The 12,984-nt window shown below is 70.6% G+C and carries 13 protein-coding genes and 1 tRNA gene; 3 read left to right on the top strand and 11 right to left on the bottom strand.

Annotated elements, in window-relative coordinates; all coding sequences use genetic code 11:
• Positions 1-20 precede the first annotated feature (20 nt).
• On the bottom strand, positions 21-410 hold the full coding sequence (locus CRYAR_RS09250) for an NUDIX hydrolase (protein WP_035849878.1): 390 nt from the start codon (positions 408-410) through the stop codon (positions 21-23).
• The gene (locus CRYAR_RS09245) at positions 343-1,851 is read right to left on the bottom strand and encodes an MFS transporter (protein WP_051569959.1); all 1,509 of its coding nucleotides are present in this window, start codon (positions 1,849-1,851) and stop codon (positions 343-345) included. Before CRYAR_RS09245 ends, CRYAR_RS09250 begins: the two co-directional genes overlap by 68 nt.
• 83 nt (positions 1,852-1,934) lie before the next feature.
• On the opposite strand from CRYAR_RS09245, the gene CRYAR_RS09240 reads away from it, so the two are divergent.
• A complete protein-coding gene (locus CRYAR_RS09240) occupies positions 1,935-2,894 on the top strand; it encodes an Lrp/AsnC family transcriptional regulator (protein ID WP_035849876.1) in 960 nt (319 codons plus the stop codon).
• A gap of 197 nt (positions 2,895-3,091) precedes the next feature.
• Here the strand turns inward: CRYAR_RS09240 and CRYAR_RS46910 are convergent, their stop codons facing one another.
• From CRYAR_RS46910 to CRYAR_RS09215, 6 genes are all read right to left on the bottom strand, one after another.
• A complete protein-coding gene (locus CRYAR_RS46910) occupies positions 3,092-3,235 on the bottom strand; it encodes a hypothetical protein (protein ID WP_157017524.1) in 144 nt (47 codons plus the stop codon).
• Positions 3,228-4,262 (bottom strand): hypothetical protein, encoded by a 1,035-nt coding sequence (locus CRYAR_RS09235; RefSeq protein WP_051569958.1) that lies wholly within the window; start codon positions 4,260-4,262, stop codon positions 3,228-3,230. Before CRYAR_RS09235 ends, CRYAR_RS46910 begins: the two co-directional genes overlap by 8 nt.
• Positions 4,263-4,975: 713 nt before the next feature.
• A tRNA-Val gene (locus tag CRYAR_RS09230) sits at positions 4,976-5,047 on the bottom strand.
• Between the two features lie 27 nt (positions 5,048-5,074).
• Positions 5,075-5,539 (bottom strand): peroxiredoxin, encoded by a 465-nt coding sequence (locus CRYAR_RS09225; RefSeq protein ID WP_035849874.1) that lies wholly within the window; start codon positions 5,537-5,539, stop codon positions 5,075-5,077.
• A 77-nt stretch (positions 5,540-5,616) separates the two neighbouring features.
• A complete protein-coding gene (locus CRYAR_RS09220) occupies positions 5,617-6,054 on the bottom strand; it encodes a DUF3052 domain-containing protein (protein WP_035849872.1) in 438 nt (145 codons plus the stop codon).
• A 149-nt stretch (positions 6,055-6,203) separates the two neighbouring features.
• Complete coding sequence (locus CRYAR_RS09215) at positions 6,204-6,608, bottom strand: YjbQ family protein (RefSeq protein ID WP_035849870.1); 405 nt, start codon at positions 6,606-6,608, stop codon at positions 6,204-6,206.
• A gap of 221 nt (positions 6,609-6,829) precedes the next feature.
• On the opposite strand from CRYAR_RS09215, the gene aceE reads away from it, so the two are divergent.
• The gene (aceE, locus tag CRYAR_RS09210) at positions 6,830-9,571 is read left to right on the top strand and encodes a pyruvate dehydrogenase (acetyl-transferring), homodimeric type (protein ID WP_035849868.1); all 2,742 of its coding nucleotides are present in this window, start codon (positions 6,830-6,832) and stop codon (positions 9,569-9,571) included.
• Here aceE and CRYAR_RS42885 read toward each other — a convergent pair.
• The 3 genes from CRYAR_RS42885 to CRYAR_RS09195 form a co-directional block, all read right to left on the bottom strand.
• Positions 9,568-10,680 carry a glycosyltransferase 87 family protein gene (locus CRYAR_RS42885; protein ID WP_051569957.1) on the bottom strand — a complete coding sequence of 371 codons (1,113 nt, stop codon included), beginning with the start codon at positions 10,678-10,680 and terminating at the stop codon, positions 9,568-9,570. The two genes, aceE and CRYAR_RS42885, sit on opposite strands and share 4 nt — an antisense overlap.
• A 72-nt stretch (positions 10,681-10,752) precedes the next feature.
• Positions 10,753-11,406, bottom strand: coding sequence for a response regulator (locus CRYAR_RS09200; protein ID WP_035849866.1), 654 nt, complete (start codon positions 11,404-11,406; stop codon positions 10,753-10,755).
• On the bottom strand, positions 11,399-12,475 hold the full coding sequence (locus tag CRYAR_RS09195) for a sensor histidine kinase (protein ID WP_051569956.1): 1,077 nt from the start codon (positions 12,473-12,475) through the stop codon (positions 11,399-11,401). The genes CRYAR_RS09200 and CRYAR_RS09195 overlap by 8 nt, the downstream gene beginning before the upstream one ends.
• A gap of 170 nt (positions 12,476-12,645) precedes the next feature.
• Here CRYAR_RS09195 and CRYAR_RS09190 point away from each other — a divergent pair, with 170 nt between their 5' ends.
• Positions 12,646-12,957, top strand: a complete 312-nt coding sequence (locus CRYAR_RS09190; protein ID WP_035849864.1) for a hypothetical protein — start codon at positions 12,646-12,648, stop codon at positions 12,955-12,957.
• Positions 12,958-12,984: the final 27 nt, after the last annotated feature.

The following is a 12,984-nucleotide window of genomic DNA, read 5'->3' as shown; positions in this document are numbered from 1 at the left end:
TTCCTCGCCGGCCCGACTTTTTACGGATCCAGCAGGCCGGCGTCGTGCAGGTGCTCGAAGATCAGCCGGTCGACCGGTGAGATGCGGCCGAGATCGGCCATCGTGAGCCAGCCGATCTCGGCGATCTCGTTCGCGGCGACGAACTCCCCGGAGTGGTCGGCCGTGTAGCACGTCATCCGGACGTCGACGGGGTGGCCGTGTGCCGGGGCCTCGAACGTGCCCAGGTGCCGGGCGCTCGCCCGGTCGATGCGCACCGAGAGCTCCTCGTCGATCTCCCGGACGAGCGTGTCGAGGTCGGACTCGCCCGCCTCGCGCTTCCCGCCCGGGAGATACCAGACGTCCTTACCGTGCGACCGGGTGCTCAGAATCCGGCCGTCCCGGAGATGAATCCACGCGATCTTGTCGATCATCGCCGAGAGGGTAGCGCCTCCCGAGGAGGACCAGTACGGCCGCGCCACTCACCACGGCGACGATCGCGCTCGTCAGGAACACGCGGTCCAGGCCGTCGGCGTAGGCGGTACGCAGCACCGCCTCCGGGATCCGGCCGACGAGTTCGGCGTACCCGCCGCCGGTCAGCGCTTTCGCCGCCGCGCGGTCGCCGAGGACGTCGTCGGCCGCGCCGGTCACCAGCGTCGCGAAGATCGGCAGGGCGACCGCGTACCCGATCTGCCGGGCGGTGTTCGACGCCCCGCTCGCCATCCCCGCCCGCTGCGGCGGCACCGCGGCCAGCGCCGCCGACGCCAGCACGGGGGTGCTCAGCCCGACGCCGATACCGGTCACGGCCAGCCCGGGGATCAGCGCGCCCCAACTCGAGGACGGCCCGACCAGCAGGCAGAGCGCGTTCCCCGCCCCGACCAGCAGCAGCCCGATCCCGATCGAGTACCGGGCCGGCACCCCGTGGAGCAGCCGTCCCCCGCCGCCGGCCACGACGAACCCGACGACCGCCATCGGCGCGAGCACCAGCCCGGTGTCCATCGCGCTGAGTCCCAGCACCGACTGCGCCCAGATCGACGCGAAGATCAGGTTGGCGAACGCCGACGCGGTGAGGCCGGCGGCCGCGAACACGGCCACCGAGAACGCGGGCCGCCGGAAGAGCGTCAGGTCCAGCATCGCGTCGTCGTTGATCTTCTCCAGGACGAGGAACACGACCGTCACCACCACGGCCGCCGCGAGCACGGCGATCGTGCCGCCGTCGGTCCAGCCGGCGTCGCCGGCGCGGATCAGGCCGTAGACGAGCAGCGCGGCGGCCGCGGTGAACGCGCACACGCCCGGCAGGTCGAGGCGGGCGCCCGCGGCCTGCCGGTCCCCCGGAACGCTGCGGCGGGCCAGCAGCAGGGCCGCGACGGCGACCGGCAGGTTCACCAGGAAGATCGACCGCCAGCCCACGTGTTCGGTGAGCACCCCACCGAGGAGCGGGCCGGCCGCCGCGGCCGCCCCGTTGGCCGCGCCCCAGATCCCGAACGCGACCGAACGGTCCCGCCCGGAGTAGGCCAGCCCGAGGATCGAGGCGTTCGTGCCGTACATCGCGGCCGCGCCGAGGCCCTGGACGCCCCGGGCGGCGATCAGGAACTCGATGTTCGGTGCCGCGCCGCAGGCCAGCGAGGCCACCGCGAAGACGATCAGGCCGGTGACGAACACCCGGCGGTGGCCGAGCCGGTCGGCGAGCGAACCGGCCGCCATCAGGAAGGCGGCGAGCACCAGGACGTACAGGTCCACCGTCCACTGGAGCGCGGCGAACGAGGAGTGCAGTTCGTCGGCGAGGGCCGGCGCCGCCACGCTGACGATCGTGAGGTCGACGAGGAGCATGAACGTGCTCAGGGAGACCGCGGTCAGCGGTAGCCATTTGCGCATGGGCCGAGCGTGGAGGCAAGTGGCGGTTCTTGTCGTTCGCGATTTTGATTCCGGCGGTATCTGACACTTGCTACGGTCTGTTGATGGATTTGGACGAGCTGGACCGCCAGTTGGCGCACGCACTGCAGATCGACGGGCGGGCGCCGTTCAGCCGGATCGCGGCCGTGCTCGGCACCACCGATCGCACGCTCGCGCGGCGGTACGAACGGCTGCGCTCGAACGGGGTGCTGCGCGTGGTCGGATTACCGCACGCGGCCGCGCTCGGGCACGTCGACTGGCTGGTCCGGATGCGGTGCGCGCCGGACGCCGCGATGCCGGTGGCGTCCGCGCTCGCCCAGCGGGCGGACACCTCGTGGGTACTGATCCTGTCCGGCGGCACCGAGATCAACTGCATCACGCGGACGCGCCGCCAGCAGGACGAAGGCGAACTCCTACTGCAGAAGCTGCCCCGGACGTCGGGGGTCGCGGCGGTGTCCGCGCACTGCATGCTGCGGTCGGTGGCGGGCACGAGCGGGTGGCCGGGGCGCACCGCGGCGCTGGACGCGGCGCAGGTCGCCGCCCTGACTCCCCCGGCGGCCACCGGCGGCGATCCGGTGCGCGCCACCACGGCCGACAACCAGCTGCTCGCCGAGCTGGCCAAGGACGGGCGCGCGAGCTTCCCCGCCCTCGCGGCCGCGACCGGCTGGTCGGAGTCCACGGTCCGCCGTCGCCTCGAGGCCCTGCAGCACGGCGGAGTCCTCTACTTCGACGTCGACGTCGAGCCCGCAACGCTCGGCTTCACCGCCGAGGCGGCGCTCTGGCTCACCGTCGACGCGTCGGCCCTGAACGCTGTCGGCCGCGCCCTCGCCGAGCACCCCCAGATCGCCTACGCCGCCGCGGTGACCGGCCCCTCGAACATCGCCGCCGCCGTGGTCTGCCGCGACCTGGACGGCCTCTACGACTACCTGGCCGACGGAATAGGCGCCCTCCCCGGCGTCCACCGCACCGAAACCGCCCCGGTGGTCCGCCGCCTCAAGGGAGCCGGAACTCTCCTGGTGCCGTAATGGTCGGCGCGGTAGCCGCATCGTCCATGCGACCGAGCAGAGTCACTTGCTCCTCGGTCGCGCCATTCAGCAGGGTGCCCCGTGGCGGTGCATCGCGTCTCGGTCCCGCCGGCAGGAGGCGGCGCGGTCCGCGTGCACCAGCGAGGTGCCGTCCAGCTTCTTGTTGCCGGACGGCACCTCGGCCTACAGTGTGGTTGTCAGAACCAAAGAGCCTGGTAGAGCACCAGGACCGCCACGGTCGCGACAGTTGGCGCTGTCATGATCGTGATCAGGCGCAGGGTCGGGCCCCATCCTCGGATGGCGGCCCGTACTGTTTTCCACTGGCCTTCCGGATCAGCCATTCACCTCCTCCTCTCGGTGGTTTGCCGCTGCGGCGGTGCCCGGATCAGGAGCGGTGCGGCGTGACCGCCTGACCGGTCGAATGCGCTGGAGGTTGGGCTTCCCCTTGCGCGTGGGCTTGGGCTTGGGCTTGGGCTTCGCATCGGGCTCGGGCGTGGGCTTCACCGGCCCGCTCTTGGCCCGGGCCGTGATCTTCGCGCGGGCCTTGCTCACGGCCTCGGCCTGGAGCTTTGCCCGGTCGTCGGTGGAGAAGCCCTGCGTGGGCGCGCGCCAGCAGATCGTCTGGATTCCGTTGGATGCTTTGGGGTTCCGGACCCGTTGCGTGCGCTCGGCCAGCAGTTTGGCCTTACGGAGTTCGCCGTATCCACGTTCGACGCTCCGCTCAGAGATGCCGTACCACTCCTCACCGCGGGCGGCGGCTACCGAGAAGCGTCCGGGCTTGCCCGGATCTTGCGTTTCCTTCAACGCGATCAGCAACATCGCCTTGCCCGGCAACCGGAGCGCGTCTGCGGGCGTCGAGCCGTCGACGATCGGGTCGATCCAGTAGAGGTGCGGCACGGTGAAGTACCGGTCCGAGGGGTTTGTCCCGGGGTTCTCCCAGTCGTCGCCACTTCCGTCTTCCCGACACGGCGTGATCCTCGTACCCCGCCCGACCGACTCGCGTCTCACCAGCCCGCGCTTCTCCAACTCGGTGAACGCTTTCGACGCGGCGTTGGGCGTGCACTCGCCTCCGTGGTCGGTGGTCAGCATCAACGCCCACTGCGACATCGGGAGGGGTTCGGCGTCACCGTCGATGGCCGGCCACAGCGCGTGGAGCAACAGGAGCGCGTCGAGCGCCCGCTCCTGTCGGTCGGCGAGCAACTGACCGAGGACCGAGCCGCGCGTCCCGTCGTCGGCTTTGTCGTGGAGCTGGACGAATTCCTTCCGGAGTGGCACGTACCCGCGGAGTGCCCTGTCCAGCAGCGCTCCGCGCGTACCCACGCGGTCGAGTGCCACCTCGTTTTCGAGGTCGGCGAACGGGTCGGTCATGGGCGCGACGTTACACGGATTGGTTCGGTGACTAGTTCCCTACCCGCGATCGACGAGGGACTACAAGTCGACGATCAGTGCTTCTTCAGGCGGGGTAATGCTATTCCGCTACGAAATCGATGCGAGGCCGGAGTGCGAGACCATGCGAGATCGATGCGAGACGAGATCCAGGTTACCTAGCGAGTAGGGCGGCCGGGCGGCGCAGCGGCGGGAGCGACGCCCGGGCTCCGCCCGCCGCTCGGCGGTTCTTTGCGCGAGTCTCAGGCGCTCCAGGAGGTGATCGGGTTACCTCCTGAGCGCGGCCCCGTCCTCGTGGGCACGCTCGGCATAACGGTCGATGCGCATCAGCGCGTGGTCTGGCGCTGCTTGTCGGCGGCTGCCGGATTGCCGACGAGTTCCTGCGCGCAAGTCGCGGGACGCCCAACCGTCCTCCCGTCCGGCCGCGCGTACCCGCTCTGCGGCTGCCCGTCCGACGGCTTCAGGTCAGCTCTGTCGAGGGCCGGATGGCCGGGAGCGCCCACGCGCCCAGCCAGGTCGCGTTCTGCTCGGCTCGGCCGAGCCAACGGGCCGTGCGGCCTGCGACGCCGACAGCGGCGGATCGGCCTCCTGGCCCGCCGCGTCAAAGGAGCCGGAACCCTACTGGCCTTTAACCAAACAACGGCGGTGGAGCCCGCTCAGGGCGGCGCTGCGCCGTTCTGAGCGGGCCGTGCAAGTGGGCGCAGAGGGTTTCGAACCCCCGACCCCTCGCTTGTAAGGCGAGTGCTCTTCCACTGAGCTATGCGCCCTGCATCAACGAGGGTAGCGGAGGCCGCTCACGGGGCCAGTGCCGCTACGGCGCCGGCGTAGTCGTCGGCCGAGCGGGCCACGCCGATTCCGGTGACGACCTTCCAGCGGACGATGCCGTCGGCGTCGACGAGGAACGTGCCGCGGCGCGCGGTGCCCTTCTGCTCGTCGAAGACGCCGTAGCTCTGCGCGACCGCGCCGTGGGGCCAGAAATCCGAGAGCAGCGGGAAATCGAAGCCCTCCTGCTCGGCCCACACCTTGTGGACGAAGAACGAGTCGACGCTGATCGTCAGCACCTGCACGGTGTCGTTCTGGAGGCGCGGCAGGTCCTCGCGGATCGCGGCGAGCTCGCCGGAGCACACCCGGGAGAACGCCAGCGGGTAGAACACGACGAGCACGTTCCGGGAGCCCTGGAAGTCGGCCAGTGACACCAGCTGGTGGTTCTGGTCCGGCAGCGTGAACTCCGGAGCGATGTCGCCGACTTCCACCGGCATGGTGAGTCCTTCCAGAGCACGGCAGCGGCACCGGGAGCGCGGGAAAGCGCGCTGCCGGTGTCAGCGGATGGTCGGGGTCAGCGCTTGGAGCGCGCCGCCTTCGGCGCGACCAGACGCGCGCCGGACCAGTCCTGCGCGGCGCTGATGCTCGACGTCTGCTGCAGACCCGCGGTGGGGGCCACCTCGCTGATGTCGCTCGGCTCCACGTGTCCGGGCCGGCCGGCCTTGGGTGTCAACAGCCAGACGACGCCGTTGTCGGTCAGCGGGCTCAACGCGTTGACAAGTGCATCGAACAGGTCACCGTCGTCCTCCCGCCACCAGAGCATCACGACGTCGACGACCTCATCGGAGTCTTCGTCGACCAGATCGTCGCCCACCCGTTCGGCAACGGCGTCACGCAGTTCGTCGGCGCAATCGTCGTCGAATCCGATCTCCATGACCACCTGCCCCGGCTGGATGCCGAGCCGGTCGGCCGGGCTCTTGACGCCGTCGGCGTGACCCGCGGTCGCGCTCACTCTTCGGTTCCCTCCTCCTGCTGATGGCGGCGCGTCGCCGCCTAGTTCGGTAGTCCACACATACATCCAACGCAGCGCAAGTGTTGCCAGCGATAAGTCCGCGCGCGTCGCACCCACCAGTACCTGACGGACCAGTACTTACCCGCAGGTCAACCGCCGAGAAACGAAAACCGTACCTGCCGGTCGTGGTTGTCGACATTGAGATCGACCAGACACAGGCTCTGCCACGTTCCCAGCGCCAGCCGGCCCCCCAGTACCGGCAGCGTGGCGTACGGGGGGATCAGGGCCGGCATGACGTGGCTGCGGCCGTGCCCGGGGCTGCCGTGGCGGTGCCTCCAGCGGTCGTCGGCCGGCAACAGGTCCTCCAGCGCCGCCAGCAGGTCGTCGTCGCTGCCCGCGCCGGTCTCCAGCACGGCCAGCCCGGCGGTGGCGTGCGGCACGAAGGCGTGCAGCAGCCCGTCGCCGCGCGAGCGGACGAAGTCCGCGGCGCGGTCGGTCAGGTCCTGAACGACCGGTGACGATCCGGTACGGACGGTGATGATCTCGCTGTCCACGTGTTCTATCCTGCCCGTCGCGTGCTCGCCTGGCGCATCGGGTGGGTCTGCGAAGATGTCACCCTACGGGTGGGGCACACACTACCGGCCGGTAACGGTCCCCCGGAGCTAACCATCTCCGCGCCTACGGGGCAGGATGGATCGGTAAAGCGAAGAGGCCTCGGGCGGTCGCCGACCGTGATCGACCGGACCCCACCCACCGACGAGTGTGAAGGATCGACGTGGCGAACTCACGCGAACGGCTCCCGGTGATCAGCGACGGGCTACCTAGTCAGCTCCCGGACATCGATCCCGGAGAGACGTCCGAGTGGCTCGAATCGCTGGACGCAGTGATCGACAACGCGGGCCGTCAGCGTGCCCGGTACATCATGCTGCGTCTGCTGGAGCGGGCTCGGGAAAAGCAGGTCGGTGTCCCGGCGCTGCGCAGCACCGACTACATCAACACGATCCCGCCGGAGCGCGAGCCCTGGTTCCCCGGTGACGAGCACATCGAGCGCCGGCTGCGGGCCTACATGCGCTGGAACGCCGCGATCATGGTGCACCGGGCCCAGCGCCCCGGCATCGGCGTCGGCGGGCACATCTCCACCTACGCGTCGAGCGCGAGCCTCTACGAGGTGGGCTTCAACCACTTCTTCCGCGGCCACGACGACCCGGGCGGCGGCGACCAGATCTACTTCCAGGGGCACGCCTCCCCCGGTATGTACGCGCGGGCCTTCCTCGAGGGTCGGCTGAACGAGCACCAGATGGACGGGTTCCGCCAGGAGTTCTCGCACTCCGGTGGGGGTCTCTCCAGCTACCCCCACCCACGCCTGATGCCTGACTTCTGGGAGTTCCCGACCGTCTCCATGGGTCTGGGCCCGATCAACGCGATCTACCAGGCCCGGTTCAACCGGTACCTGCACTCGCGCGGCATCAAGGACACCAGCCAGCAGCACGTCTGGGCGTTCCTCGGCGACGGTGAGATGGACGAGGTCGAGTCGCTCGGCGCGATCGGCGTCGCCGCCCGCGAGGAGCTCGACAACCTGACGTTCGTCATCAACTGCAACCTGCAGCGCCTCGACGGGCCGGTCCGCGGCAACGGCAAGGTCATGCAGGAGCTCGAGGCGTTCTTCCGCGGCGCCGGCTGGAACGTGATCAAGGTCGTCTGGGGCCGCGAGTGGGACCCGCTGCTGGCCGCCGACACCGACGGCGCGCTCGTCAACCTGATGAACACCACGCCCGACGGCGACTACCAGACCTACAAGGCCGAGTCCGGCGCGTTCGTCCGCGAGCACTTCTTCGGGCGCGACCCGCGCACCCGCAAGATGGTCGAGCACCTGAGCGACGACGAGATCTGGAACCTCAAGCGCGGTGGCCACGACTACCGGAAGCTCTACGCGGCCTACAAGTCGGCCACCGAGCACACCGGGCAGCCGACCGTGATCCTCGCCAAGACGATCAAGGGCTGGACGCTGGGCAGCCACTTCGAGGCCCGCAACGCCACCCACCAGATGAAGAAGCTGACCGAGGACGACCTGAAGGAGTTCCGGGACCGGCTCTTCCTGGAGATCCCGGACGAGAAGCTCGACAAGTACCTGCCGCCGTACTACCACCCCGGTAAGGACTCGGACGAGTACCAGTACCTGATGGAGCGTCGCCGCCAGCTCGGTGGCGCGATCCCGAAGCGCGTCGACCGCAGCAAGCCGCTGGCCCTGCCGGGCAAGGAGATGTACGCCCAGCTGAAGAAGGGCTCCGGCAAGCAGAAGATCGCCACCACGATGGCCTTCGTCCGGTTGCTGAAAGACCTGATGAAGGACAAGAACATCGGCGACCGCTTCGTGCCGATCATTCCCGACGAAGCGCGGACGTTCGGCATGGACTCGCTGTTCCCGACGGCGAAGATCTACTCGCCGCACGGCCAGCAGTACACGTCGGTCGACCGCGAGCTGATGCTGGCCTACAAGGAGTCCCAGCAGGGCCAGATCCTGCACGAGGGCATCAACGAGGCCGGATCGGTGGCGTCGTTCACCGCGGTGGCGACGTCGTACGCCACGCAGGGCGAGCCGATGATCCCGATCTACATCTTCTACTCGATGTTCGGGTTCCAGCGCACCGGCGACGGCTTCTGGGCCGTCGCCGACCAGCTGGGCCGCGGGTTCGTGCTCGGGGCCACCGCCGGGCGCACCACGCTCAACGGTGAGGGCCTCCAGCACGAGGACGGCCACTCGCTGCTGCTGGCCTCGACGAACCCGGCCGTCGTCGCGTACGACCCGGCGTACGCCTACGAGGTCGCGGTGATCACCGAGGACGGCCTGCGCCGGATGTACGGGGAGAACCCGGAGAACATCTTCTACTACTTCACCGTCTACAACGAGCCGATGGTGATGCCGGCGATGCCGGACCACGTGGACGAGGAGGGCATCCTCCGCGGCCTGTACCGGTACGCGCCGGCCACGCTGACCACCGAGGGCGCTCCGAAGGCGCAGTTGCTCGCCTCCGGGGTCGCGCTGCCGTGGGCGCTCAAGGCCCAGCAGCTGCTCGCCGAGGACTGGAACGTCGCGGCCGACGTGTGGTCGGTCACGTCCTGGACGGAGCTGCGCCGGGACGCCGTCGAGGCCGAGGAAGAGGCGTTGCTGCACCCCGACGGCGAGGCGCGGACCCCGTGGGTCACCGCCCAGCTGGCCGAGGCGCAGGGTCCGGTCGTGGCGTCCAGCGACTGGATGCGCGCGGTACCGGACCAGATCTCGCGCTGGGTTCCCGGCGACTACACCTCGCTGGGCACCGACGGCTTCGGTGCGTCCGACACCCGGCACGCGCTTCGTCGCCACTTCAAGGTCGACGCGGAGTCGATCGCGGTGGCGACGCTGCGGGCGCTGGCCAAGCGGGGCGAGATCGAGGCCTCGGTGGCGTCGGACGCGCTGGCGAAGTACCGCATCGACGACGTCACGGCGGCCCCGCCCGGCGAGACGGGCGGGGCGTCCTAACGCGCGTCCCGCGTCGCCAGAACACGCTCCGGTACCGCTTCGGCGGTGCCGGAGCGTTTTGCTGTCCGGACCGCGAAGTGGGTCAGCAGGGCCAGCCCGAGCAGCAGGTAGGCGTTCCGGACCGGCAGCAGCACCCAGACGTCGTTGGGGTGGTCGACGAACTGCGTCGCCCACATCGGTGAGAGCGCCAGCACCGCTCCGGTGGCCAGGAACGCCCGGCGGTAGCCGTCCCGCCACAGCACCGCCAGCGCCGGCAGCGCCCACACCCAGTGGTGGCTCCACGAGATCGGCGACACCAGCAGGCCGGTAAGCCCGGCCACCGCGAACGCCCCCAGCCAGTCGTCGCGCCGGGCGTACCGCACCGCCACCGCGATGCCCACCGCCGACAGCACCGCCGGGAGGACGTGATACCAGCTGCCGACGTCGCCCAGCAGACGCGTCAGCGCGCCGTACGGCGACTGGTTGCTGACGTACGGGACGCCGACGCGGGTGCTGTCGTAGAACGTGTCGCGCCAGTACACGAGCGAGGCCTCGGGCGCGACGATCCACGCGCCGAGCGTCGCGGCCCCGAACGTGACCCCGGCGACGACCGCCGCACGCACCCGCCCGGCGGCCAGCAGCAGCACGACGAAGATGCCCGGCGTGAGCTTGACCGCCGCCGCGATCCCGATGCCGATCCCCGCCGGCTTGCCCGCCGCGACCCGCCGGAAGTCGATCGCGACCAGCGCGAGGAGGAGCAGGTTGATCTGGCCCAGGAACAGCGAGTGCCAGACCGGTTCCAGCATCAGCCCGGGCACCACCCACCGCCACGGGACGAACTGACGGCAGGCCACGGCGAACGCCCCGACCGACACCAGCTCCCAGAGCACCCGGGCCGGCACCAGGGGCACCCACGACAGCGGCTCGAACAACACGGCTGCGAACGGCGTGTACGTGAACCAGTGCGCGGCCTGCTGCTCCAGGTAGAGCCGGGCACCGTCCCCGACGACCTGACCACCGAGCCGGTAGATGAAGAAGTCCAGCGGATTCCACAGCACCGCGAACACCACGACGAGCAGAACCTGAACCCCGAACACACTGGGTAACCGGAAACGATCGGGCAGCTTCATGCCCGGAACGGTCGCCCGGAACCCCGGTCGTCCACATCGGTCCGTGGACGACAGACGACCTGGTCAGCAGGCCTAATCCTCCGGGCTGACCAACCCGAACTGGTAGGCCAGGATCACCAGCTGCACCCGGTCCCGGGCGTCCAGTTTCGTCAGCAACCGGGCCACGTGTGCCTTCGCCGTGGCGATGCTGATGAACAGCTCGGCCGCGATCTCGGCGTTCGACAGCCCGCGCCCGACGAGCGTCAGGACCTCGCGTTCCCGGTCGGTGACCCCGGCGATCGAGGGACGGGCCGCCGGCGCCGGCGTGCGTCCCGCCAGCGTGTCGACGAGCCGCCGGGTGACGCTCGGCGCGATGAGCGCGTCCCCGCCCGCGACCACCCGGATCGCGGCCAGGATGTCGTCGAGTCCCATGTCCTTGACCAGGAACCCGCTGGCCCCGGCACGCAGCGCCCCGTAGAGGTACTCGTCGTCGTCGAACGTCGTCAGCACCACGACGCGGGTGTCCGGCAGCGTCTCGGCGATCTTCGCGGTGGCGGCGATCCCGTCCAGCTCCGGCATCCGCAGGTCCATCACGACGACGTCGGGCCGGTGCTCGCGCGCGAGCGCGACCGCCTCGGTGCCGGTCGAGGCCTCCCCCACCAGCTCGAGGTCGGCCGTCTCGGCCAGCAGCACACGCAGCGCGGACCGGATCAGCGGCTGATCGTCAGCCAGGACGACACTAATCATGAAGGGGGATTGTCGCCGCCACCCGGAAGCCACCCTCCGGGCGAGGTCCGGCGGCGAACGTCCCGTTCAGCAGCGTCACCCGCTCGCGCATGCCGACGATGCCGTACCCGGTGCCCGGAGGGCCGGTTCCGGAGCCGGAATCCAGCACCTCGACCCCCAGTTCGGAGCCCCGGTAGTCCAGCCGTACCCAGCAGGCGTCGGTGCCGGCGTGGCGAACCACGTTCGTCACCGACTCCTGCACGATCCGGTACGCCGAGAGTTCGAGGTTGGCCGGGAGCTCCCGGACCGCGCCGGTGCGGGTGACCTCGACGCGCACGGAGGCGGCCAGCCGGTCGAGGTCGGCCAGCCGGGGCGTCGGGATCGTCGGTGCGCCGGCCGGTTCCGAGCGCCGGAGCGCGGCCAGCGTCCGGCGCAGCTCGGCCAGCGCCTCGCGGGACGTCGTCTCGATCGCGTCCAGCGCGTTGCGCGCCTCGCGCGGCTGGGTCTCGATCACCCGCCGCCCGGCGCCGGCCTGGAACGCGATCACGCCCATGCTGTGCGCGACCAGGTCGTGCAGCTCCCGCGCGATCCGCAACCGCTCGGCCGCGACCGCGAGCTCGGTCTCCTCCCGACGCCGCGCGCCCGCGTTCTCCCGGCCCTGCCGGATCGTGTTGCCCACCGCCCACACGCACCCGACCGCCAGCGCGAGCACGAGCGCGGTGGTGAACGCCCCGCCGCTCTCCACGTAGAACGCCGCTCCGAGCAGCGCGAGCACCGCGAACGCGACCCCGGCGCCCGGCAGCGACACCCGCCACGGCCGGACGGTGGCCAGCCGGCCCACCGCGACGAGGACCGCCGCGCAGCCGACCGGCCCGACCGTCTCGGGGTCGTAGAGCGGGGTGAGCAGCGCGGTGAGCAGGAGCACGAGCCCCAGCCCGAGGACCGGTCGGGCCGACCACAGGACCGGCCAGGCCAGCACGACGAACAGCGGCACCACTACACCGGGACCGCCGCGGTTGCCGTAAGCGGCGACGAACAGCGCGCAGAGCAGTACGACGACGATCACCGGAAGAACGCGCAGCCGCCGCATCCGCTCACGGTAACCAGGGCCGCCCGGCAGCACAGTGGCCTCCGGGCGTACGCCCCCGGGCTGATCCGTTTCAGCCTCCCGACCGAACGGGTAACCATGAGCTACCACCCGGTGACAATCCTGATCAGCCTTCTTACTCCATTCAGTACAACTGAGGGAGACCCTCCCCCATGCCCTCCGAAATCCGACTCCCCGACGGCACCGCCGTCGTCATCCACTCCCCGACCGGCGGCCCCGACCGGACCTACTCCGGGACGTGGCTGGCCGAGCGCATCTGCGACGGCACCCCGGGACGGCCCGATCGGGTCGACGTCCACTACGACACGCCGACCGTCGGCGCCCGCGCCCCGGTCTCGGTGACCGTGTCGTGGAACGTGGCCCCGGAACGCCCGCCGTCGGCCGCCGACGCTCCCCCGGGCCCGCCGCCGGGCGTCGTCGTCCCGACCCAGCGGCCCGGAGCCGCCCCGCCCACGATCCGGTAGGGCACGGCCCGCGGGCGCCGCCGCTGC

It is taken from the genome of Cryptosporangium arvum DSM 44712 (assembly GCF_000585375.1).
Lineage (GTDB): Bacteria > Actinomycetota > Actinomycetes > Mycobacteriales > Cryptosporangiaceae > Cryptosporangium > Cryptosporangium arvum.
The sequence above is the reverse complement of the archived record's forward strand: the minus strand, read 5'-3'. Positions and strand labels throughout refer to the sequence as shown.

Coding starts and splice junctions, on each gene's coding strand:
- CRYAR_RS09250 (WP_035849878.1), bottom strand. CDS start 410: ATGATCGACAAGATCGCGTGGATTCATCTCCGGGACGGCCGGATTCTG.
- CRYAR_RS09245 (WP_051569959.1), bottom strand. CDS start 1,851: ATGCGCAAATGGCTACCGCTGACCGCGGTCTCCCTGAGCACGTTCATG.
- CRYAR_RS09240 (WP_035849876.1), top strand. CDS start 1,935: ATGGATTTGGACGAGCTGGACCGCCAGTTGGCGCACGCACTGCAGATC.
- CRYAR_RS46910 (WP_157017524.1), bottom strand. CDS start 3,235: ATGGCTGATCCGGAAGGCCAGTGGAAAACAGTACGGGCCGCCATCCGA.
- CRYAR_RS09235 (WP_051569958.1), bottom strand. CDS start 4,262: ATGACCGACCCGTTCGCCGACCTCGAAAACGAGGTGGCACTCGACCGC.
- CRYAR_RS09225 (WP_035849874.1), bottom strand. CDS start 5,539: ATGCCGGTGGAAGTCGGCGACATCGCTCCGGAGTTCACGCTGCCGGAC.
- CRYAR_RS42885 (WP_051569957.1), bottom strand. CDS start 10,680: ATGAAGCTGCCCGATCGTTTCCGGTTACCCAGTGTGTTCGGGGTTCAG.
- CRYAR_RS09200 (WP_035849866.1), bottom strand. CDS start 11,406: ATGATTAGTGTCGTCCTGGCTGACGATCAGCCGCTGATCCGGTCCGCG.
- CRYAR_RS09195 (WP_051569956.1), bottom strand. CDS start 12,475: ATGCGGCGGCTGCGCGTTCTTCCGGTGATCGTCGTCGTACTGCTCTGC.
- CRYAR_RS09190 (WP_035849864.1), top strand. CDS start 12,646: ATGCCCTCCGAAATCCGACTCCCCGACGGCACCGCCGTCGTCATCCAC.